Origin of the sequence: Pseudomonas asiatica (genome assembly GCF_009932335.1) — a bacterium.
GTDB lineage: Bacteria > Pseudomonadota > Gammaproteobacteria > Pseudomonadales > Pseudomonadaceae > Aquipseudomonas > Aquipseudomonas asiatica.
In genome coordinates, this window is record NZ_BLJF01000001.1 from 3,933,779 (window position 1) to 3,954,580 (window position 20,802).

General features: G+C 62.5%; 17 protein-coding genes and 1 pseudogene. 10 read left to right on the forward strand and 8 right to left on the reverse strand.

The window, feature by feature from the left end; translation table 11 throughout:
- Window positions 1-78: 78 nt before the first annotated feature.
- Window positions 79-1,425 carry an MFS transporter gene (locus GYA95_RS18235; RefSeq protein ID WP_015271655.1) on the reverse strand — a complete coding sequence of 449 codons (1,347 nt, stop codon included), beginning with the start codon at window positions 1,423-1,425 and terminating at the stop codon, window positions 79-81.
- Between the two features lie 328 nt (window positions 1,426-1,753).
- Window positions 1,754-2,644: a pca regulon transcriptional regulator PcaR gene (gene pcaR, locus GYA95_RS18240; RefSeq protein ID WP_013974048.1), complete on the reverse strand. Its 891-nt coding sequence runs from the start codon at window positions 2,642-2,644 to the stop codon at window positions 1,754-1,756.
- Between the two features lie 489 nt (window positions 2,645-3,133).
- On the opposite strand from pcaR, the gene GYA95_RS27710 reads away from it, so the two are divergent.
- Both GYA95_RS27710 and GYA95_RS18250 read left to right on the forward strand, forming a co-directional pair.
- A complete protein-coding gene (locus GYA95_RS27710; RefSeq protein ID WP_003259583.1) occupies window positions 3,134-3,334 on the forward strand; it encodes a hypothetical protein in 201 nt (66 codons plus the stop codon).
- A gap of 311 nt (window positions 3,335-3,645) precedes the next feature.
- Window positions 3,646-5,118 (forward strand): inorganic phosphate transporter, encoded by a 1,473-nt coding sequence (locus GYA95_RS18250; protein WP_013974049.1) that lies wholly within the window; start codon window positions 3,646-3,648, stop codon window positions 5,116-5,118.
- A 224-nt stretch (window positions 5,119-5,342) separates the two neighbouring features.
- Here the strand turns inward: GYA95_RS18250 and GYA95_RS18255 are convergent, their stop codons facing one another.
- Window positions 5,343-6,818, reverse strand: coding sequence for a helicase HerA-like domain-containing protein (locus tag GYA95_RS18255; protein WP_015271656.1), 1,476 nt, complete (start codon window positions 6,816-6,818; stop codon window positions 5,343-5,345).
- Between the two features lie 169 nt (window positions 6,819-6,987).
- Here GYA95_RS18255 and GYA95_RS28370 point away from each other — a divergent pair.
- The 5 genes and pseudogenes from GYA95_RS28370 to GYA95_RS18275 form a co-directional block, all read left to right on the forward strand.
- Window positions 6,988-8,004 (forward strand): annotated as a pseudogene (locus tag GYA95_RS28370) (cache domain-containing protein); the annotation flags it as partial.
- 93 nt (window positions 8,005-8,097) lie between these two features.
- On the forward strand, window positions 8,098-8,862 hold the full coding sequence (locus tag GYA95_RS28375; RefSeq protein ID WP_370464237.1) for a methyl-accepting chemotaxis protein: 765 nt from the start codon (window positions 8,098-8,100) through the stop codon (window positions 8,860-8,862).
- Between the two features lie 251 nt (window positions 8,863-9,113).
- A complete protein-coding gene (locus GYA95_RS18265; RefSeq protein WP_015271658.1) occupies window positions 9,114-10,235 on the forward strand; it encodes a glycosyltransferase family 4 protein in 1,122 nt (373 codons plus the stop codon).
- Window positions 10,228-10,992, forward strand: a complete 765-nt coding sequence (locus tag GYA95_RS18270; RefSeq protein ID WP_015271659.1) for a DUF2334 domain-containing protein — start codon at window positions 10,228-10,230, stop codon at window positions 10,990-10,992. The genes GYA95_RS18265 and GYA95_RS18270 overlap by 8 nt, the downstream gene beginning before the upstream one ends.
- Entirely contained in the window at window positions 10,989-11,981 is a 993-nt protein-coding gene (locus GYA95_RS18275; RefSeq protein WP_015271660.1) for a lysylphosphatidylglycerol synthase transmembrane domain-containing protein, read from the forward strand. Before GYA95_RS18270 ends, GYA95_RS18275 begins: the two co-directional genes overlap by 4 nt.
- Window positions 11,982-12,267: 286 nt before the next feature.
- Here GYA95_RS18275 and purU read toward each other — a convergent pair whose 3' ends face one another.
- Window positions 12,268-13,119 (reverse strand): formyltetrahydrofolate deformylase, encoded by an 852-nt coding sequence (purU, locus tag GYA95_RS18280; RefSeq protein ID WP_015271661.1) that lies wholly within the window; start codon window positions 13,117-13,119, stop codon window positions 12,268-12,270.
- A gap of 284 nt (window positions 13,120-13,403) precedes the next feature.
- On the opposite strand from purU, the gene mvaT reads away from it, so the two are divergent.
- Window positions 13,404-13,781, forward strand: coding sequence for a histone-like nucleoid-structuring protein MvaT (gene mvaT, locus GYA95_RS18285; RefSeq protein ID WP_015271662.1), 378 nt, complete (start codon window positions 13,404-13,406; stop codon window positions 13,779-13,781).
- Window positions 13,782-13,866: 85 nt separating this feature from the next.
- Here mvaT and sbcB read toward each other — a convergent pair whose 3' ends face one another.
- From sbcB to GYA95_RS18300, 3 genes are all read right to left on the reverse strand, one after another.
- On the reverse strand, window positions 13,867-15,300 hold the full coding sequence (gene sbcB, locus GYA95_RS18290; RefSeq protein WP_015271663.1) for an exodeoxyribonuclease I: 1,434 nt from the start codon (window positions 15,298-15,300) through the stop codon (window positions 13,867-13,869).
- 71 nt (window positions 15,301-15,371) lie between these two features.
- On the reverse strand, window positions 15,372-15,731 hold the full coding sequence (locus GYA95_RS18295) for a PilZ domain-containing protein (RefSeq protein ID WP_003259592.1): 360 nt from the start codon (window positions 15,729-15,731) through the stop codon (window positions 15,372-15,374).
- A 123-nt stretch (window positions 15,732-15,854) separates the two neighbouring features.
- Window positions 15,855-16,241, reverse strand: coding sequence for a tol-pal system YbgF family protein (locus tag GYA95_RS18300; RefSeq protein ID WP_003259593.1), 387 nt, complete (start codon window positions 16,239-16,241; stop codon window positions 15,855-15,857).
- 179 nt (window positions 16,242-16,420) lie between these two features.
- Here GYA95_RS18300 and pyk point away from each other — a divergent pair, with 179 nt between their 5' ends.
- Entirely contained in the window at window positions 16,421-17,875 is a 1,455-nt protein-coding gene (pyk, locus tag GYA95_RS18305; RefSeq protein WP_013974057.1) for a pyruvate kinase, read from the forward strand.
- A gap of 139 nt (window positions 17,876-18,014) precedes the next feature.
- On the opposite strand, the gene GYA95_RS18310 is transcribed toward pyk, so the two are convergent.
- Window positions 18,015-18,935 carry an iron-sulfur-binding ferredoxin reductase gene (locus GYA95_RS18310; RefSeq protein ID WP_015271664.1) on the reverse strand — a complete coding sequence of 307 codons (921 nt, stop codon included), beginning with the start codon at window positions 18,933-18,935 and terminating at the stop codon, window positions 18,015-18,017.
- 248 nt (window positions 18,936-19,183) lie between these two features.
- Between GYA95_RS18310 and GYA95_RS18315 the strand changes: the two genes are divergently transcribed.
- A complete protein-coding gene (locus tag GYA95_RS18315) occupies window positions 19,184-20,707 on the forward strand; it encodes a fumarate hydratase (protein ID WP_013974059.1) in 1,524 nt (507 codons plus the stop codon).
- Window positions 20,708-20,802: the final 95 nt, after the last annotated feature.

Sequence of the window (20,802 nt, forward strand, 5' to 3'; positions counted from 1 at the left end):
GCTGCTCCTACAGAGGGCGGCGTCGCCGTTATAGGAGCAGCCTTGTGCTGCGAAGGGCCGCACAGCGGCCCTCGGGCTTCAGGTCGCGTCAGCGTGGCTCACCAGCCCTTTCACGATCACACCCACGGTCGCCAGCCCCGCCGGCACCAGCAATGCCGTGAGCACCTGTTCGAAGTTCCAGCCCAGCCCCAGCAGCGTCGCACCACTCCAGGCCCCGAGAATCGCACCGAAGCGGCCTATACCCAGCATCCACGATACCCCTGTGGCGCGGCCCTGTGTCGGATAGAAGCGCGCCGCCAGCGAAGGCATCGCCGATTGGGCGCCGTTCACGCACATGCCGGCAACCAGCACCAGCGTGGCCAATACGGTGATGTTGCCCAGGCTCTGCCCCACGGCGTAGGCGAACACCCCGGCCAGCAGGTAGAAAATGCCGATCACCTTGTGCGGATTGAAGCGGTCCATGGCCCAACCCACACCGACGGCACTCAGCACGCCACCGAACTGGAACAGTGCGCCGATGAAGGCGGCCTGTTCCATGCTCGCGCCGCTGTCGCGCATCAAGGTTGGCAACCAGCTGGTCAGCAGATAGACGATCACCAGGCCCATGAAGTAGGTCAGCCACAACAGCATGGTGCCCATGCCGTAGGTACCGGAGAAGATCAGCGCGAACACGTTGCGCGCGGCCACCGCCTTCTGTTCCGGCACGCTGAAACTGCCCGCCTCGGCCACCACCTGCGGCGCGATGGGCGACAAGGTCTGGCGCACCTTGTCGGTGCCCCGATTGCGCACCACCAGGAACCGCGCCGACTCCGGCAGCCACACCATCAGCACCAGCGCCAGCAGCAACGGCAGCACGCCACCGATCACCAGCAGGCTGTGCCAGCCGTAGGCCGGGATCATCTTGGCGGAAATGAAACCACCACCGGCCATGCCCAGGTTGAAGCCGCAGAACATGCTGGTCACCAGCAGCGACTTGAGGCGCTCGGGGGTATATTCAGACAATAGCGTGGTGGCGTTGGGCATACCTGCACCAAGGCCCAGGCCAGTCAGGAAGCGCAACACCAGCAACTGATCGACGTTGGTGGCATAGGCCGAGGCCAGACTGAAGCCACCGAATACCAGCACTGCGCCCACCAGCACGCCCTTGCGGCCAAAACGGTCCGCCAGCGGGCCGGAGCCGAGGGCACCGAAAACCATACCGATCAATGCAGCACTCATGACCGGGCCGAGGCTGGCGCGGTCTATCCCCCACTCCTGCGAAAGGGCCGGGGCGATGAAGCCCATGGCGGCGGTGTCCAGGCCATCGAGGAAGACGATCAGGAAGCACAGCAACACCACCCGCCATTGGTAGCGGGACAGCGGCTGCTGATTGATGAACGACTGGACGTCGAGGCTATTGCCGACGTTGGTTTGCGCTTGATTCATTATTGTTTTCCAGAATGATGGGCACAGCCAGCCCACTGCACGCGATCAAACGGTACAGAGGACGATGATTTGGGGAATGCAGCCGGCGTCAGCCTGGATATAACGGTACTGCGCGCGGGTGCGGCCGCGGCAGCGAGGGGACAGTATTCATGTTAAGTGCCTCTTATGTTTTTCTTGTTCGGTCGGCACAGCCGACCGTTGCGAGAGACATTAATCAGCGAGCGGAGGCGGCGCAATTCACCGCGAACGACACTGTGCGTTTATCGCACAGGAAAGGGTTTTGCCTGTTCTAAATTTGAAAGTGGCGCGCTGTGCGCCCCTTCGGGGCTCAACCAAACAACTGATGACATAGGTCCCGGCTGGCCGCCAGCAGGATCGGCAAGAACCGCTGCTCCAGCTCACTGCGCGTCACCCGCCCGACATGGGTACTCACATTCAAAGCCGCCAGCACCTGCCCCGAGGCGTCATACACCGGCACCGCAATCGAGCGCAGCCCCTGCTCCAGCTCCTGGTCTACCACGCACCAGCCCTGGGCACGCACCTGCTGGATACAGGCGAACAGCGACTCGGGGTCGTGCAAGGTACGGCTGGTACGCGCCTTCAGGTCGGCACGCTCCAGGTATTCACGCAGGCTGGTGTCGTCCATGGCCGCCAACAGAATACGCCCCATCGATGTGCAATAGGCCGGCAGGCGCCCGCCCACCGACAGGTCGACCGAAATCAACCGCTCCACGGTCGCCGAACGGGCTATATAAAGGATGTCGTCACCTTCCAGCGTGGCCATGTTGGCCGCCTCGTGCAGCTGGTCGCTGATGCGGTCCAGGTAAGGCTGGGCGGAAATCGCCAGCGGCGTCGACGACAGGTACGCATGCCCCAGCGTCAGCACTTTGGGCAACAGCGAATAGGTGCGCCCGTCGGTGGTGGCGTAACCCAGCTTGATCAACGTGTGCAGACAACGGCGTACCGCAGCACGGGGGATTTCGGTGCGGTGGCTGATCTGGGCGATGGTCAGGTGGCGCTTGCGTTCCTGGAAGGCCTGGATGACTGCCAGGCCTCGCGCCAGGGAGGTCATGAAGTCCGGGTCGCCGGTAAAGGCCTGGATGCGCTTGGCCGGTGACGCCACGATCGGTGGTGCCAGGGCTGCCGAGGCAGGTCGCCCCTGCTCCAGGTTGACCGACTCTGGATTGACGGAATCGCTGGCCAAGGTTTCGTCACTCATCGCACACCTCAGAAAAAAACGCCCACTCGTGCGATTATCGAACAAACGGCCGATAATCGCAATTGACCGCTGACACTTTTACTTATACCTTTCTCATGCCACTTGTGGCTTCTTTGGAGAGACTGGTCAGGTACCCACCGTAGAAGTCCCCAGGCAACGGCCTCGCCTTTTGGCGAGGCCGTTTTTCATTACCCTCCCGGTCGACTGTCCCGCTGCTGCACTGCAACGAACTTTTGTCCGTATTGCCTTTCAAACTTGTACGAAAGGCCCAAACTGTCATCGAATGCATTCCATTACTTGCGTCTTGTGATGTCAGGGTTGGGTAAATTACGATGTTCGGCGAATATCGATTGCTATAATCGATTGCGCAGGCCTCGACGATGCCGTGGTAATGGAACCCTCCGCTGTATCAAGCCGTTGCGGCCAGCAAGGCATGTGCACGCTGCACAACGCTTAACAACTGTCATCAAACTTAATTCAGGTACTACTGTGACGAAAGATGAACTGCGCGCGGAACTCGAGCGCCAGGCTGAACGTTACAAGGATGTTTATGGTGGCGAAGTCACCACTTACGCCGCACAACCGGATCCGGAACGCAAACCTTGGCGCAAGCGCGCCAGCGTGCGCGACCAGGCCTTCAGCCAGGAACTGGAACGTATGGAAAAGGAACTGCGCAGCGACACTCCCTGACCCGGGACCACGCCAGCGCGTCGTCGCCCGGCCAGCCCGGGCGCGGTCGATCTTTACTGTCCGGCCGAAGGTGAAATGGAATTACACAAATTTCATACGCCCGTTTGAAAAGAAGCGAAGCGGCTTTTTTTCCAGCTTTTTGCCGGTTTTCGCCAGCTTTTACGCGCTTTAGCGGATATTTCCCTGCCGGCACGTCGCACCGTGCACATCACGCTCGCGTCAGGAAGATTGCCGTCGGTCTGTCGCAAATGCATCGATTGCCAACGTTTTCTGGCATAATCCCGCCCCCCTAAGACCGCCAGACAACCTTCATGATCGAATTATTCAGCGGACTGGATGCCTGGGTGTTGGTGAGCCTGCTGCTCGCCTTGACCTTCGTGCTCGCCTTCGAGTTCATCAATGGCTTTCATGACACCGCCAACGCGGTAGCTACCGTCATCTATACCAAAGCCATGCCGCCGCACCTCGCCGTGTTCTTCTCCGGCGTGTTCAACTTCCTTGGCGTTCTGCTCGGCGGTGTCGGGGTGGCCTATGCCATCGTGCACCTGCTGCCAGTAGAGCTGCTGATCAATGTGAACACCGGACACGGCCTGGCCATGGTCTTCTCGCTGCTGGCTGCGGCCATCACCTGGAACCTGGGCACCTGGTACTTCGGTATCCCCGCCTCCAGCTCGCACACGCTGATCGGCTCCATCCTCGGCGTCGGCCTGGCCAACGCCCTGATCAACGACATCCCGCTGGGCGACGGTGTCAACTGGCAGAAGGCTATCGACATCGCCATGTCGCTGGTGGTCTCGCCGATGGCCGGCTTCGCCGTTGCCGCTATGGTGCTGATCGGCCTCAAGTGGTGGCGCCCGCTGTCGAAGATGCACAAGACCCCCGAGCAGCGCCGCAAGCTCGACGACAAGAAGCACCCACCGTTCTGGAACCGCCTGGTACTGGTGGTTTCGGCCATGGGTGTGAGCTTCGTGCACGGCTCCAACGACGGCCAGAAAGGCATCGGCCTGATCATGCTGGTGCTGATCGGTATCGTCCCGGCCAAATTCGTCCTCGACCTGAACAGCACCACCTACCAGATCGAGCGTACCCGCGACGCCACCTTGCACATGAGCCAGTTCTACCAGCGCAACGCCGCCACCCTGGGCGAGTTCCTGGCACTGGGCAAGGCCAAGTCCAGCGACCTGCCGGAGCAGTTCAGCTGCAACCCGCAGCAGACCGAGCCGACCATTGCCGCGCTGCAGTCCTCGCTGCAGGGCGTGACCGACTACCACAGCCTGAGTGCCGACAAGCGTGTCGAAGTGCGCCGCTACCTGCTGTGCCTGGACGACACGGCGAAGAAGGTCGGCAAGCTGCCAGGTCTGGAAGCCCGTGAAAAGGCCGATCTGGAAAAACTGCGCAAAGACCTGACCGCCACTACCGAGTACGCCCCGTTCTGGGTGATCGTGGCCGTCGCCCTGGCCCTGGGCCTGGGTACCATGGTCGGCTGGAAGCGCGTGGTACTGACCGTTGGCGAGAAGATCGGCAAGCAGGGCATGACCTATGCCCAGGGCATGTCGGCACAGATCACCGCGGCCTGTGCCATCGGCATGGCCAACATCTTCGCCCTGCCGGTATCGACCACCCACGTGCTGTCGTCCGGTGTGGCCGGCACCATGGTCGCCAACAAGAGCGGCCTGCAAGGCGGCACCGTGAAGACCATCCTGCTGGCCTGGGTACTGACCCTGCCTGCGTCGATGGGCCTGGCGGCCGGCCTGTTCTGGCTGGCGTCCAAAGCCATTGGCTGAGTGATACCGCAATAAGAAGAAGGCGCCCTCGGGCGCCTTTTTCGTATCCGCAAACACACACGCCTCTTGTAGGAGCGGCCTTGTGTCGCGAAAGGGCTGCAGAGCAGCCCCGGCAATTTGCGCATCTGCGCTGAAATCCCGGGGCTGCTTCGCAGCCCTTTCGCGACACAAGGCCGCTCCTACAGGTACAGCGCAGGCCTGTGGATGGGGCCGGTACAGGCAACCTACCTTTTCTTGCCCCCCAGCAACGACCCCATCAACCCTCGCACCAACTGCCGCCCCAACTGGTTGGCCGCCTGGCGCACCGCCGACTTGATTGCCTGCCCTGCCGCACTCTGCAAGAACTCACCAGCCTTGTCGGCAAAGCTCTCTTCATCCGCCTTGGGTTGCGGCACGGGCTCCACCGGCTCGCCCTTGCGCTGGGTCAGCATCTCATAGGCCGATTCACGGTCCACCGGCTTGTCGTAACGCCCCGCCAGCGGCGAATTGGCAATCAGCGCACTGCGCTCAGCCGCGCTCAACGGCCCGATACGCGACTGCGGCGGTGCAATCAGCACACGTTGCACCATCGCTGGCGTGCCCTTCTCTTCCAGTGTCCCCACCAGCGCCTCGCCAATACCCAGATCGGTCAGCACCGCCAGGGTGTCGAACACCGGGTTGGGGCGGAAGCCATCAGCCACCGCCCGCAGCGACTTCTGCTCCTTGGCGGTAAACGCCCGCAAGCCATGCTGAATGCGCAAGCCCAACTGGGCCAGCACCGCATCTGGCAAGTCCCCCGGCGACTGGGTGACGAAGTACACACCCACGCCCTTGGAACGAATCAGCCGCACCACCTGCTCCAGGCGATCCTGCAATGCCTTGGGTGTATCGTTGAACAACAAGTGCGCTTCATCGAAGAACAACGCCAGCACCGGCTTATCGGCATCACCGCGCTCGGGCAGTTGCTCGAACAACTCGGCCAGCAGCCACAACAGGAAGGTCGCGTACACCTTCGGTGCATCGTGAACCAACCGGCTGGCGTCCAGCAGGTGGATACGCCCACGGCCATCCGGGTCTGGCCGCAGGAGGTCCTCGAGCTGCAACCCCGGTTCACCGAACAACGCCTCGGCGCCCTGCTGCTCCAGGGTCGCCAACCGGCGCAAAAGCGCCTGAGTGGAGGCCGTTGTCATCAGCGCGCTGTCTTCGCCCAGCAGTTGCGGGTTGTCCTTCAGGTGCGCGAGCAGCGCCTTGAGGTCCTTGAGGTCCAGCAGCAGCAGGCCTTCACGGTCGGCTACCTTGAACGCCGCATACAGCGCCGCCTGTTGGCTGTCGGTCAGTTCCAACAGGTTGCCCAGCAGCAGCGGCCCCATTTCACTGAGGGTGGTACGCAGCGGGTGGCCGGACTGCCCGGCAATGTCCCACAGGCTCACCGGGTAAGCCTGGGGCCTGTGCCCCAGCCAGGGCATGCCGGCGATGCGCTCGGCCACCTTGCCTTGCGGCGCACCAGCAGCGCCCAGGCCGCACAGGTCGCCTTTGACATCGGCGGCGAACACCGCAACCCCCGCGTCACTGAACGCTTCCGCCAGATGCTGCAAGGTGACGGTCTTGCCAGTACCCGTAGCGCCCGCTACCAGGCCATGGCGGTTGGCCAACCTCATAGCTTGCCCAACCGGCTGGCCATCCGGGCCAGCACCTACAACGATGGTCGAAATTTCCGACATCTCTTAAATCCTCTGCTCAAGCTTTACCGTAATTCGGCCGATACCTGTGGGTGATATTCGCCTTAATAGAGAGGAACAACCGAAAAGGGACTTTTCGGGATATTGCACTGCTTTGCGACTCCACGCGTGCAAACGCCTGATATGAAACCTTAGCGGAACCGATTACGCCATGAACAAAAGCCTTCGTTTCAGCCACAAGATTCTTTTGGCAGCATCACTGATCGTGATACTCGCCTTCAGCCTTTTCACGCTCTACAACGATTACCTCCAGCGTAATGCGATCCGCGAGGACCTCGAGAACTATCTGGCTGAAATGGGCGCTTCCACTTCGACCAATATCCGCAACCTGTTCGAAGGCCGTATCAAGCTGGTGGAAAACCTGGCACAGAACATAGCCCAGGACCCGACCAACGCCGAAACCCTGATGGGCCAGAATGCGCTGATCTCGAGCTTTCTCACGGTTTACGTGGGCAAGGTCGACGGTGGCTTCAGCGTGCGTCCTGACACGAAGATGCCTGACGGCTACGACCCACGTATCCGTCCCTGGTACAAGGACGGCATGAACGCCGCAGGCCCGATCCTGACCGAGCCATACATCGACATGGCCACCAACAGGATGGTCATCGGCATCATCAACAAAGTGTCCGGCAGTGTCGGTGTCGTCGGTGGCGACCTGGCCCTGGACGGCCTGGCGCAGATCATCAACTCGCTGAACTTCGGCGGCATGGGCTATGCCTTCCTGGTCAACGATCAAGGCAAGATCTTGGTGCACCCGGACAAAGACCTGGTGATGAAGTCGCTGTCGGACCTGTTCCCGCAGCACACGCCGAAACTGAGCGGTGAGCTGACCGAAGTGCAGAGCGACGGCCAGGCCCGCCTGCTGACCTTCACCCCGATCACCGGCCTGCCGTCGGCCAACTGGTACATCGGCCTGTCGGTGGACAAGGACAAGGCCTTCTCGATGCTGAGCACCTTCCGCACGTCAGCGGTGATCGCCACGCTGGTGGCGGTGGTGATCATCATCGGCCTGCTCGGGCTGCTGATCCGCGTGCTGATGCAGCCGCTGCACACCATGACCCGTGCCATGGAAGATATTGCCGAGGGTGAAGGCGACCTGACCAAGCGCCTGCGCATCCACAACCATGACGAGTTCGGCGTCCTGGGCAGCGCCTTCAACCGTTTTGTCGAACGTATACACAGTTCGATCCGCGAAGTGTCCTCGGCCACCGAGCAGGTCAACGAAGTTGCCCTGCGGGTCATCAGTGCCTCGAACTCGTCGATGACCAACTCCGACGAACAGTCCAACCGTACCAACAGCGTGGCCGCCGCCATCAACGAACTGGGCGCCGCCGCCCAGGAAATTGCCGGCAACGCCGCCCAGGCCTCGCAGCACGCCAGTTCGGCGCGGTTGCTGGCCGAAGAAGGGCAGCAGGTGGTGGAACGCAACATTGCGGCAATGAACCGCCTGTCCGACCTGATCGTCACTTCCAGCGCGCACATCGAGACGCTGAACAGCAAGACCGTCAACATCGGTCAGATCCTTGAGGTGATCACCAGCATTTCCCAGCAGACCAACCTGCTGGCGCTGAACGCGGCCATCGAAGCGGCCCGTGCCGGTGAAGCCGGGCGTGGTTTTGCCGTAGTCGCCGATGAAGTACGCAACCTGGCGCACCGCACCCAGGAGTCGGCGCAACAGGTGCAGACCATGATCGAAGAACTGCAGGTCGGCGCGCGCGAATCGGTCGAGACCATGGACCAGAGCCAGCGCCACAGCCAGGACAGCATGCAGATCGCCAACCAGGCCGGTGAACGGCTGGACAGCGTTACCGTGCGCATCGGCGAGATCGACGGCATGAACCAGTCGGTAGCCACCGCCACCGAAGAGCAGACCGCCGTGGTCGAAGCGATCAACATGGACATCAACGAAATCAACATGCTCAACCAGGAGGGCGTGGAAAACCTGCAGGCCACCCTGCGCGCCTGCTCCGACCTGGAGCAGCAGGCCGGCCGCCTGAAGCACCTGGTGGGCAGCTTCCGCATCTGACAAGTGCTACTCCTCTCTTTGTAGGAGCAGCCTTGTGCTGCGAAGAGGCCAGTACAGGCAATACAACTGTGTTGCCTTCTCTGGCCCCTTCGCAGCACAAGGCTGCTCCTACAACGCTTGTGCAGCCTACCCTCTTCCCAACCCCACCCAACCCCGATCGAACAAACTATCCTTCTGATAGGTCAACCTTTAGGCGCGTCATCGCCGGCCCGTTAACGCCGGATGACAGACCCGAAGACGATCCCGGAGGGATGCTGATCGTGCACATCGCCGACATCACCATGTTCTACGCCCCCGCCAGTGGTGGCGTACGTACCTATCTTGATGCCAAACACCACCGCCTCGACGCCATCCAGGGCGTCCGCCACAGCTTGCTGATACCCGGTGCCAGCGCCCAGCACGCCGATGGCATATACCAGGTGCCCGCACCGCCACTGCCGTTCGGCAATGGCTACCGCTTCCCGGTACGCCTGGCCCCTTGGTGCAATGTGCTGCGCAGGCTCAAGCCCGACCTGATCGAAGTCGGCGACCCCTACCTGACCGCCTGGGCTGCGCTGGAAGCGCGGCGCAAGCTCGATGTGCCGGTAATCGGCTTCTACCATTCCGACCTGCCGCTGCTGGTCAGCAACCGCATGGGCAACTGGTTCACCCCCAATGTCGAGGCCTATGTCAGCAAGCTGTACGGCAATTTCGACCGGGTCCTGGCCCCCAGCCAGGTCATGGCAGACAAGTTGCGCCGCCTGGGCGTGCGCGATGTGCACGTGCAGCGCCTGGGCGTCGACCTGGCCACCTTCCACCCCAACCAGCGCGACCCGCAGCTGCGTGCCGAACTGGGTATTGCCGAAACCAGTCGCCTGCTGATCTACGCCGGCCGTGGCTCGCGAGAAAAGAACCTGCCGGTGCTGCTCGACTGCATGCAGCACCTGGGCCACCCCTACCACTTGCTGTTGGTGGGTTCGAACATGCCGGCCAACGTACCGCGGAACGTCAGTGTGATCGATCACTTCTGCCCGGCACCGGAAGTCGCCCGGCTGATGGCCAGCGCCGACCTGCTGGTGCATGCCGGTGACCAGGAAACCTTCGGCCTGGTCATTCTCGAAGCGATGGCCAGCGCCACGCCGGTAGTGGCCGTGCGCGCAGGTGCTTTCGGCGAAATCGTCAACGAACAATGCGGGCGCTTGTGCCGCCCCAACGATAGCCAGGCCATGGCGACGGCCGTGCAAGAGGCGTTCGAAGCCGGTGTGCGCACGCTTGGGGTACAGGCCCGTCGCCATGCCGAGCAGCACTATTCGTGGGACAACGTCGTCGCCGGCCTGCTGCAACACTACCAGGCTGTGCTCGGCCACCAGCCACAGGTACGTGCCCATGGCTGAGCCGCTACCGGCATCGCGCAGCCTGATGCTGGTGCTGCACGATGTCGCGCCCGAAACCTGGCCCGACTACCAGCCCTTCGTCCAGGCCGTCGACGCCATCGGCGGCATCCCCATGACCTGGCTGGTGGTGCCGGACTTTCACCACCGCAACCCGCTGCAACGCTCGCCTACCTTCTGCCGCTTGCTCGAACGGCGCCTGGCCCAGGGCGACGAGCTTGCCCTGCACGGTTTCTACCATGCCGACAGCGGGCCACCACCGCGCACACCCGGCGAATACTTCATGCGCCGCATCTATACCCACGAAGGGGAATTCTACGCCCTTGACCAGCAGCAGGCCCTGCAACGACTGGAGCACGGCCTGGCACTGTTCGCCCAGCAGGGCTGGCCAGTGGCAGGCTTCGTCGCGCCTGCCTGGCTGATGAGCGAAGGCACCCGCCAGGCACTGCGCCGTCTGCCGCTGCGCTACACCAGCACGCCACAGCACCTGTATCGTTTACCGGACTTCACCGCGATCAAGGCCCCAGGGCTTGTCTGGAGTGCACGCAGCGCCTGGCGCCGTGGCCTGTCACGGGTGCTGTGCGACTGGCAATGCCGGCGCTGGCGCGACGCCCAGACCCTGCGCCTGGGCCTGCACCCGGTGGACATGCGCCATCGCGCGTCCCGCGACTATTGGCTGAACACCTTGCACACGCTACTGGCACAGGGCCGAGAGCCGCTGACCAAATCCACCTGGCTCGACCGCCAGGCCAGCGTATGAACCGCCTGGCCTGGCTGGCCCTGGCACTGCTGGGTGCCATGCTGGTACCGGCACTGCTCGGTGGCAGCGAGCTGCTACCGAGGCTGCAGCGCTTCGCCCCCAGCCTCATGCTGACCCTGCTGGGCATGATCCTGCTTTGCTGGGTCATCAACGCCATCCGCTTGCGCCTGTTGCTCGGCCAGCAAGGAGCAAGGCTTGGGCGCCTGCGCAGCCTGGGTGTGGTGATGGCTACCGAGTTCGCCATCTGTACCACCCCCGGCGGCAGCGGCGGCCCCTTGACCCTGATGGCCCTGCTGGCACGTGACCGGATAGGCCCGGCGCGCAGCGGCGCGGTGTTTGCCATGGATCAGCTGAACGACCTGGTGTTCTTTTTCTGCGCGATGCTGGCTATTGCCGGTTATGCACTGTTCCACAGCCTGGGCCGCAGCCAGGAGAGCATGTTGCTGGGCAGCGCGTTGCTGCTGTGCACGGCACTGGCCGGAGTGATCGGCCTGCTGCGCTACCGGCGCACGGTGATGCGCGTGAACGGCAGGTTGCTGCGCCGCCTGGGCATGAGCCGCCAGCGCAAGCGGCGCTGGGCACGCAAACTGCTACGCTTCATCGATGCACTGGCGCAGACTTGGCGCCTGCCCAAGCGTACGCTGACCTTGGTGTTCACCCTGACCTGCGCCCACTGGGGCCTGCGCTACAGCGTGTTGTACCTGGTATTGAGGGGGTTGGGGGTAGACCTGGCGTGGATCCCCAGCTTTTTGGTGCAGATGCTCTCGCTCAGTGCCGGCCAGTTCAGCCTGCTGCCTGGCGGTGCCGGTGCCGCCGAGCTGACTTCGGCCAGCTTGCTGACGCCACTGGTGGGCAGTTCGACCGCGGCTGCGGCGATCCTGATATGGCGGGCGGTCACTTACTACTTTTATCTGCTGGCGGGTGGGCCGGTGTTTGTGTGCCTGCTGGCGCGCCCGCTGCTGGCGCGTTGGCGGCGTCAGGCGGGTTGAGCTGCTGCCAAAGTTCCGCAGCGCCGGGGAAATCGGTGCCATCGGTGTCGGCCAGGGCTTCGGGGTCGTAGCGGGCCAGGCAGCCTTCACCGAGGGTGGGTGGGGGTGAGGCGGTGGGGTTGTTGCGAGTCTTCGCCATTACGTATCCCTCAAGATTGCCGGGGGGCGCTTTGCGCCCCTTTCGCCGGCAAGCCAGCTCCCACACCGACCGCATCGACCTCAAGCCATGTGCAAACCTGTGGGAGCTGGCCTGCCGGCGATGGGCTGCAAAGCAGCCCCAAGGCCGTCAATCAAAAACTACAGTCTTGTTGCCATGCACCAGCACCCGGTCTTCCAGGTGATAACGCAGGCCACGGGCCAACACCATCTTCTCCACATCACGGCCAAAGCGGACCATGTCATCGATGCTGTCGGCATGGCTGACACGCACCACGTCCTGCTCGATGATCGGGCCGGCGTCCAGCTCTTCGGTAACGTAGTGGCAGGTCGCGCCGATCAGTTTCACACCACGCAGGGCCGCCTGGTGATACGGCTTGGCGCCGACGAACGACGGCAGGAAGCTGTGGTGGATATTGATCACCTTTTCAGCATAGTCCTGGCACAGTTGCGGCGGCAGGATCTGCATGTAGCGGGCCAGCACCACCACGTCGGCGGCGTGCTCCTGCACCAGGCGCGAAACTTCGGCAAAGGCCGATGCCTTGTCCTTGGGGTCGACCGGTACATGGAAGAACGGAATACCGTGCCACTCGACCATGCTGCGCAGGTCGTTGTGGTTGGAGATCACGCAAGGGATCTCGCAGTCCAGTTCATCGGTGTGCCAGCGGTGCAGCAGGTCCGCCAGGCAGTGCGACTCGCGGCTGGCCATCAGTACCACGCGCTTTTTCTGCGCCGAGTCGGTAATGCGCCAGGTCATGGAGAACTCTTCGGCGATCGGCGCAAACGCCTCGCGGAAGGCTTCGATACCGAACGGCAGCGATTCGGCGCGGATTTCATGGCGCATGAAGAACCAACCGCTCTGCTCATCGGAGTGGTGGCTGGCTTCGTTGATCCAGCCATTGTACAAGGCCAGGAAATTACTGACTTTCGCCACGATGCCAACACGGTCGGGGCAGGCGATCACCAGACGATAGGTGCGCATGAATGAGACTCCAGAACTTCGCAAAGGCGCTCATTCTAGCGGCCCGCCAGGAAAAACGCAGTATTGATCGCAGCGGCCGTGGCCTGTGTTCCTGACGAGATGCACTACCGGCATTCTCTGACAGACATGACGAAATGCAGGGTTAATTGTAAATTTTTGTTCACGTAGAGAAATGGTTGTCACAGCTTAGTTAACAGTTAATTGCCCAACAATATGTTTACTTGCGAGTATTGCCTGTCTATTATTGCCCCACACATTTCTGAACACGCATTAAGGAACACTCCATGTCCCTGATCAACGAGTACCGCGCTACCGAAGAAGCCATCAAGGAACTTCAGGCCCGCCTGGCCAACCTGTCGCAGGATGACAAGCTGAAGAAAGAACTGGAGTTCGAAGGCAAATTGCGCGCACTGATGGGCGAGTACTCCAAGTCGCTGCGCGACGTGATTGCCCTGCTCGACCCAGAGTCGAAACTGAGCAAGGCCCCTCGTGGTGCAGTCAAGACTACCGCCACCAAGCGTGCGCGCAAGGTCAAGCAATACAAGAACCCGCACAACAATGAAGTGATCGAAACCAAAGGCGGCAACCACAAGACCCTGAAAGAATGGAAAGCCAAGTGGGGTGGCGATGTGGTTGAAAGCTGGGCGACCCTGCTGGACTGATTGTCCGCACACGCCTGCTGCTTATCGCAACAAGAACGCCGGCATATTGCCGGCGTTTTTGTTTGTCCGCGTTTTGTGTCAGCGCTCAGCCAACTGCATACTGTGCCTGCAATTGCCGGGCATGTACCTGCCAGGCATCCAGCACCCGCCGCCCCGCATCGTCAGCGCCCTCCCAGGCCTGCTGCCGCGCCTGTTCGAAGTCGCCCAGCGTATTCGGCGCGCCCCACTGCGGGTCGCTCAGGCGCTGCTGGCAGAAGCTGAACCAGCGTTGCCGCTCTTCGCCGGTCAGGGTCTCGGGGAAGTTGCGTGCCCTATAGCGGAACAACAATTCAGGCAAGCGCAGGTCATCGAACATCCACTGCCCATGGCTCAACTGCGCCGGTTCCAGTGCACGAACTTGCTCGCATAAGCGGCGGTCACGGTCCCCCAGAAAACCGTCATACAACTGTTGTTCCGGGTCTTCACTCGGGGCGAAGTCTTCCTTGCCGTAGATGTGTTCCAGCTTGTCTTGCCATTGCGCCTGTTGCTCGGCCAATTCTTCGCCGCGCAATTGTAACAACGTCAAGTCCAGACCCAACCGCTGTTGATCGGCCGGGCGTAATACCGAAAGTGGCGCCACTACCGGGCAGCGATTGACCTGCACCAATTTGAGCGGCACGGGTAATTCGCCTTCGGCCAGTTCTTCATGGCGGGTATACAAACGCCGGCGTAGAACTTCAGCACTTTCCCGTAGTAACGGTAGGGTTTCCTGATGCAGGTCGCACACAATCAGTGCATTGCGATTACGCGGGTGCCAGGCCAGCGGCAATACGACACCAAGGTAATTGCGTGCCGCCGAGAAGCGCCCGGATATATGCACCAGTGGCTGCAACAAACGGATCTGCTCCATCACTTTATGCTTGCTGCGCAACTGAAACAGCCAGTCATACAACTTGGGCTGTTTTTGCCGGATCAGGCGGGCCAGGGCGATGGTTGCCCGCACGTCGGAAAGCGCTTCGTGGGCATGCCCATGGTCGATGCCATTGGCCTTGCTCAGCAGCTCCAGGCGCAGGCTGGTGCGCCCGTCCTGCTGCGGCCACTCGATGCCGTCCGGGCGCAGTGCATAGGCCGTGCGCACGATGTCGATCAGGTCCCAGCGGCTGTTGCCGCCCTGCCACTCTCGGGCATAAGGGTCGAAAAAGTTGCGGTACAGGCTGTAGCGGGTCACTTCGTCGTCGAAGCGCAGGGTGTTGTAGCCGGCGCCACAGGTACCAGGGTGCGCCAGTTGTGCGTGCACCCGGGTCATGAACTCCGCTTCGCACAAACCCTGCTCGGCCAGCAGTTGTGGGGTGATGCCAGTCACCAGGCAGGCGGCCGGGTGCGGCAGGATATCGTCGGAGGGCCGGCAATAAAGGCTGATCGGCTCGTCGATTTCGTTGAGGTCGAAGTCGGTGCGCACACCGGCAACCTGCAACGGCCGGTCACAGCGCGGGTTGATGCCGGTGGTTTCGTAGTCGTGCCAGAAAATGCTGGAGGTCACGGGGTCGTCCTGTATCGAGGTCGACCCGATTCTAGCGCGATTCCAGAAGCTGGGCCCGGGGCTCAGCAGGCTCAGGCAGATGCGTTGGCGGGGCGGAAACTGAAATAGTCGCGCAACGAACGGACGAATTCATCGTACTCGCGGGGGGCCTGCAGCAGCATGAAACCGGAATCGTAGTGCCCGGGCGTCTGGTCTTCACGGCACCACAGGCAGCTGGCGGTAAGGTTGACGAATTGATGCCCGCCACCAAGCAGCGGCAGGCGTAATTGCAGATCATAGTCGGGCCCGACCAGCACAGGTAGCTGGCTTATCAGCATCAGCCCGTCTTCAGAGGCGTTACCCAGCTGGCCGATGGCCTGGCCGGTAATGCGGTTGAACACCTTGAGAACACAAGGTAGCTGATGGCGTTCGATGTGGCGCTTGTTGAACATGATCGCAAGTGCAGTCCGTATCCGATGCCAGGAATACGTGGAACTGGCGGTTGTTGTAACAACTGAGTTACAGATTAGCGCAGCGCGCGCGGCAAATCCCGTGAAATAAATCACACCTTGGTGTTAACGCCAAGGTGCGGCGGTCACCGGGTTCGCCACGGCGGCTTCGGTGCCGCGCAAATGGCCGAGTTTCTCCAGGGTCTGCAGGCGTGCCTGGGCACGATACGCGTATTCATTGCCCGGGTACTGCTGGATCAGGTACTGGTAGGTCTGCGCCGCATCCACGTACAAGGCCTGGCGCTCCAGGCACTGGCCGCGCAGCAGCGACACCTCGGGGTGGATGAACGGTCGTGCACGGCTGGTGCGGTCGACCTGCGACAGCTCGAGCATGACCCGCGCGCAATCGCCACGGTCGTAGGCACGGTAGGCATTGTTCAGGTGGTGGTCCATGGACCAGCGGGTGCAACCGACGGCGCTGGCCGCCAGGGCTAAAACGATCAGGGCTCGCATGGGGGTCTCCTTTGATGCCAGTGTATCGGCCTTTGCCGGCAAATCTTCACACCCTTTTGCAATGATGCCCTGCCCGTTCAAATGCCACCCTGCCTCGGTCGCAGGTAGTGCAACGGAACAATGACTACAGCGAGATTCAGGAGTAGCCTTTCGCTGCGCTTCACTATAGGAGTCTGTGCATGAGCATCCGCCGTACCAAAATCGTCGCCACCCTTGGCCCCGCCAGCAACTCGCCGGAAGTGATCGAACAGCTGATCCTCGCCGGCCTGGACGTGGCACGCCTGAACTTCTCCCACGGCACTCCGGACGAGCACAAGGCCCGCGCGCGCCTGATCCGTGACATCGCCGCCAAGAACGGCCGCCATGTTGCACTGCTGGGCGACCTGCAGGGTCCGAAGATCCGCATCGCCAAGTTCGCCAACAAGCGTATCGAATTGAAGATCGGTGACAAGTTCACCTTCTCCACCGCCCACCCGCTGACCGAAGGCAACCAGGACATCGTCGGTATCGACTACCCCGACCTGGTCAAGGACTGCGGCGTTGGTGACGAGTTGCTGCTCGACGATGGCCGCGTGGTGATGCGCGTCGAGACCGCCACCGCAGATGCCCTGCACTGCGTGGTGATCATCGGTGGCCCGCTGTCGGACCACAAAGGCATCAACCGTAAAGGTGGCGGCCTTACCGCACCGGCCCTGACCGAGAAAGACAAGGCCGACATCAAGCTGGCCGCGGAAATGGACCTGGACTACCTGGCCGTGTCCTTCCCGCGTGACGCCAGCGACATGGAATACGCCCGCAAGCTGCGTGACGAAGCTGGCGGCAGCGCCTGGCTGGTGGCCAAGATCGAACGCGCCGAAGCGGTGGCCGACGACGAGACCCTCGACAAGCTGATCCTCGCATCCGACGCCGTCATGGTCGCCCGTGGCGACCTGGGCGTGGAAATCGGCGACGCCGAGCTGATCGCCATCCAGAAGAAGATCATCCAGCACGCCCGCCGCAACAACAAGGCAGTGATCGTGGCGACCCAGATGATGGAGTCGATGATCCAGAACCCGATGCCGACCCGTGCCGAAGTGTCCGACGTGGCCAACGCCGTGCTGGACAACACCGACGCGGTGATGCTGTCGGCCGAGAGTGCCGCCGGTGCCTACCCGATCGAAGCTGTCCAGGCCATGGCCCGTATCTGCCTGGGTGCCGAAAAGCACCCGACCAGCCAGAAGTCCAGCCACCGCCTGCACACTACCTTCGAGCGCTGCGACGAGAGCATCGCGCTGGCGGCCATGTACACCGCCAACCACTTCCCGGGCGTGAAGGCGATCATTGCGCTGACCGAGAGTGGCTACACCCCGCTGATCATGTCGCGCCTGCGTTCGCACGTGCCGATCTTCGCCCTGTCGCCGCACCGCGCTACCCAGGCACGTGCCAACATGTTCCGCGGCGTGTACCCGATTGCCTTCGATCCGGCCTCGCTGCCGGCCGACAAGGTGAGTCAGGCAGCGGTCGACGAACTGCTCAAGCGTGGCCTGGTGGAGCAAGGTGACTGGGTAATCCTGACCAAGGGTGACAGCTACCACACCATCGGTGGCACCAATGGCATGAAGATCCTGCATGTCGGTGATCCGCTGGTCGGTTGATCTGCTCCAAACGGGGCCGCACTGCGGCCCCATCGCCGACAAGCCAGCTCCCACAGGTTACTGCGCAGGCCCAGGTCTGTTGCAATCCTGTGGGAGCTGGCTTGCCGGCGATGGGGCCAGCCCAGATTACACAAATGCCTCAGGCATGCTCGACAAACACATCGGCAAACACCTGCCCCCGTGGCACCCCGGCAATGAACAGCCGCCGGGCAAACCGCTCGACACTCCCCGGCGCTCCGCACACCAGCGCCACCGTCTGCCGCGATGACGGCCGCAACCCGGCCAACGCTTCATCCAGCCGCTCTGCCAGTACCAACTCGACACTCACATCCGCCATCTTGCGCAACGGCTCGGCCAGATAATGCCCAGCGTCCTCGTGCGCCACATGCATGACCCTGATTTCCCCTTGGTGCCCCTGCCGCAGAGCCTCGCGCAAGATGCCCCACAACGGCGCCAGCCCGGTCCCCGCCGCCAGCAACCACAGCGGCCGCTGTTGCCAGTCCGGGTCGTAGTGCAAGGCCCCTCCCCTGAGCTCGCCCAGGCGCAGCACATCACCCAGCTGCAAGCCACGGGCCTTGTCACAAAAGGCGCCGGGGTGCTGGCAGTCGATATGAAACTCGAGGAAATCATCTTCGCCCGGCAAGCTGGCCAAGGAGTAAGGCCGCGCCACCGCGCCATTCCACAGCACCACATGCTGCCCCGCCTGGTAACGCATTGCCCGTTCGGGCCGCAGCCGCACGCGCAGCACATCGCCGAACCAGTCCAGGGCACAGACCTGCGCCGGCAGGCCATCCTGCTGCGGGTCGAACAGCGCCACGCGCAGATCTTCGACTACCCGACACTGACAGGCCAGCCGCCAGCCCTGGGCATGCTTGTCCGGCGCCAGGGCCTCGGGCATGGCATCCAGCGGTTGCCCGCCCAGGCAGTGCACCAGGCAGGCATGGCAACTGCCGGCGCGGCAACTGTAGGGTACGTTCAGCCCGGCCTCGTTCAAGGCATCGAGCAGGTTGCTGCCGGTCGGCACCGCCCAGCGGCGCTCGCCCACGCAAAGTACGGGCATGGTCGGTCTTTCTCCACATATCACAGTGCACTTTAAGCCAAGCACGCAACGGCAGCAAAAAGGATGCCCAACCACTGCCGACCATGGTCCAGACCGACCGCAGGTGTGCCCGGCACGGATGCGCGCTATACTGCCGCGCCTTTTTCCGTCGGCCTGACCTGCCGGCGCCTTGCAAGGCGCTTCGACACGCTGGTCGGCACCGTCGAGCGCCGTAATGAATGTTCCCGTCTTTAAGAGGAGCGCGCTGCATGACCGTGATCAAGCAAGACGACCTGATTCAGAGCGTCGCCGACGCCCTGCAATTCATCTCGTACTACCACCCCGTCGATTTCATCCAGGCCATGCACGAGGCCTATCTGCGTGAAGAATCGCCTGCTGCGCGCGATTCCATCGCCCAGATCCTGATCAACTCGCGCATGTGCGCCACTGGCCATCGCCCGATCTGCCAGGACACCGGTATCGTCACCGTGTTCATCCGCGTGGGCATGGACGTGCGCTGGGACGGCGCCACCATGAGCGTCGACGACATGATCAACGAAGGTGTGCGTCGCGCCTACAATCTGCCTGAAAACGTCCTGCGCGCTTCGATCCTGGCCGACCCGGCCGGTGCCCGCAAGAACACCAAGGACAACACCCCGGCAGTGATCCACTACTCCATCGTCCCCGGCGACAAGGTCGAGGTCGATGTCGCAGCCAAGGGCGGCGGCTCGGAGAACAAGTCGAAGATGGCCATGCTCAACCCGTCCGACTCGATCGTCGACTGGGTACTGAAGACCGTCCCGACCATGGGCGCTGGCTGGTGCCCGCCTGGCATGCTCGGCATCGGCATCGGCGGTACCGCCGAGAAGGCCGCCGTCATGGCCAAGGAAGTGTTGATGGAGTCCATCGACATCCACGAACTGAAAGCCCGTGGCCCGCAGAACCGCCTGGAAGAAATCCGTCTGGAGCTGTTCGAGAAGGTCAACCAGCTGGGCATCGGCGCCCAGGGCCTGGGTGGCCTGACCACCGTGCTCGACGTCAAGATCATGGACTACCCGACCCACGCCGCTTCGCTGCCGGTGTGCATGATCCCCAACTGCGCCGCCACCCGCCACGCCCACTTCGTGCTCGATGGCTCCGGCCCGGCCGAGCTGGAAGCGCCGTCGTTGGACGCCTACCCGGAAATCGTCTGGGAAGCCGGCCCGAGCGCCCGTCGCGTCAACCTCGACGCCATCACCCCGGAAGAAGTCGCCAGCTGGAAGCCGGGCGAAACCATCCTGCTCAACGGCAAGATGCTGACCGGCCGCGATGCCGCGCACAAGCGCATGGTCGAAATGCTCAACCGTGGCGAAGAGCTGCCGGTGGACCTGAAAGGCCGCTTCATCTACTACGTTGGCCCGGTCGACCCGGTCGGTGACGAAGTGGTAGGCCCAGCCGGCCCGACCACCGCCACCCGCATGGACAAGTTCACCCGCCAGATCCTCGAGCAGACCGGCCTGCTCGGCATGATCGGCAAGTCCGAGCGCGGCCCTGCCGCCATCGAAGCGATCAAGGACAACAAGGCCGTGTACCTGATGGCCGTCGGCGGTGCTGCCTACCTGGTGGCCCAGGCCATCCGCAAGTCGAAGGTCCTGGCCTTCGCCGAGCTGGGCATGGAAGCGATCTACGAGTTCGAGGTCAAGGACATGCCGGTGACCGTCGCCGTGGACAGCAACGGTGAGTCGGTACACATCACTGGCCCTGCCCTGTGGCAGAGCAAGATTGCCCAGAGCCTGGCAGTCGAAGTGAAGTAAATCTGCTGCAAAAGCGTCACGGCCCTGCTCTTTGTAGGAGCAGCCTTGTGCTGCGAAGAGGCCTTGTGTCACCCACAGATATTTGGGTGAGCACA

Coding starts and splice junctions, on each gene's coding strand:
- GYA95_RS18235 (WP_015271655.1), bottom strand. CDS start 1,425: ATGAATCAAGCGCAAACCAACGTCGGCAATAGCCTCGACGTCCAGTCG.
- pcaR (WP_013974048.1), bottom strand. CDS start 2,644: ATGAGTGACGAAACCTTGGCCAGCGATTCCGTCAATCCAGAGTCGGTC.
- GYA95_RS18250 (WP_013974049.1), top strand. CDS start 3,646: ATGATCGAATTATTCAGCGGACTGGATGCCTGGGTGTTGGTGAGCCTG.
- GYA95_RS18255 (WP_015271656.1), bottom strand. CDS start 6,818: ATGTCGGAAATTTCGACCATCGTTGTAGGTGCTGGCCCGGATGGCCAG.
- GYA95_RS28375 (WP_370464237.1), top strand. CDS start 8,098: ATGACCAACTCCGACGAACAGTCCAACCGTACCAACAGCGTGGCCGCC.
- GYA95_RS18265 (WP_015271658.1), top strand. CDS start 9,114: ATGCTGATCGTGCACATCGCCGACATCACCATGTTCTACGCCCCCGCC.
- GYA95_RS18270 (WP_015271659.1), top strand. CDS start 10,228: ATGGCTGAGCCGCTACCGGCATCGCGCAGCCTGATGCTGGTGCTGCAC.
- GYA95_RS18275 (WP_015271660.1), top strand. CDS start 10,989: ATGAACCGCCTGGCCTGGCTGGCCCTGGCACTGCTGGGTGCCATGCTG.
- purU (WP_015271661.1), bottom strand. CDS start 13,119: ATGCGCACCTATCGTCTGGTGATCGCCTGCCCCGACCGTGTTGGCATC.
- mvaT (WP_015271662.1), top strand. CDS start 13,404: ATGTCCCTGATCAACGAGTACCGCGCTACCGAAGAAGCCATCAAGGAA.
- GYA95_RS18295 (WP_003259592.1), bottom strand. CDS start 15,731: ATGTTCAACAAGCGCCACATCGAACGCCATCAGCTACCTTGTGTTCTC.
- GYA95_RS18300 (WP_003259593.1), bottom strand. CDS start 16,241: ATGCGAGCCCTGATCGTTTTAGCCCTGGCGGCCAGCGCCGTCGGTTGC.
- pyk (WP_013974057.1), top strand. CDS start 16,421: ATGAGCATCCGCCGTACCAAAATCGTCGCCACCCTTGGCCCCGCCAGC.
- GYA95_RS18310 (WP_015271664.1), bottom strand. CDS start 18,935: ATGCCCGTACTTTGCGTGGGCGAGCGCCGCTGGGCGGTGCCGACCGGC.
- GYA95_RS18315 (WP_013974059.1), top strand. CDS start 19,184: ATGACCGTGATCAAGCAAGACGACCTGATTCAGAGCGTCGCCGACGCC.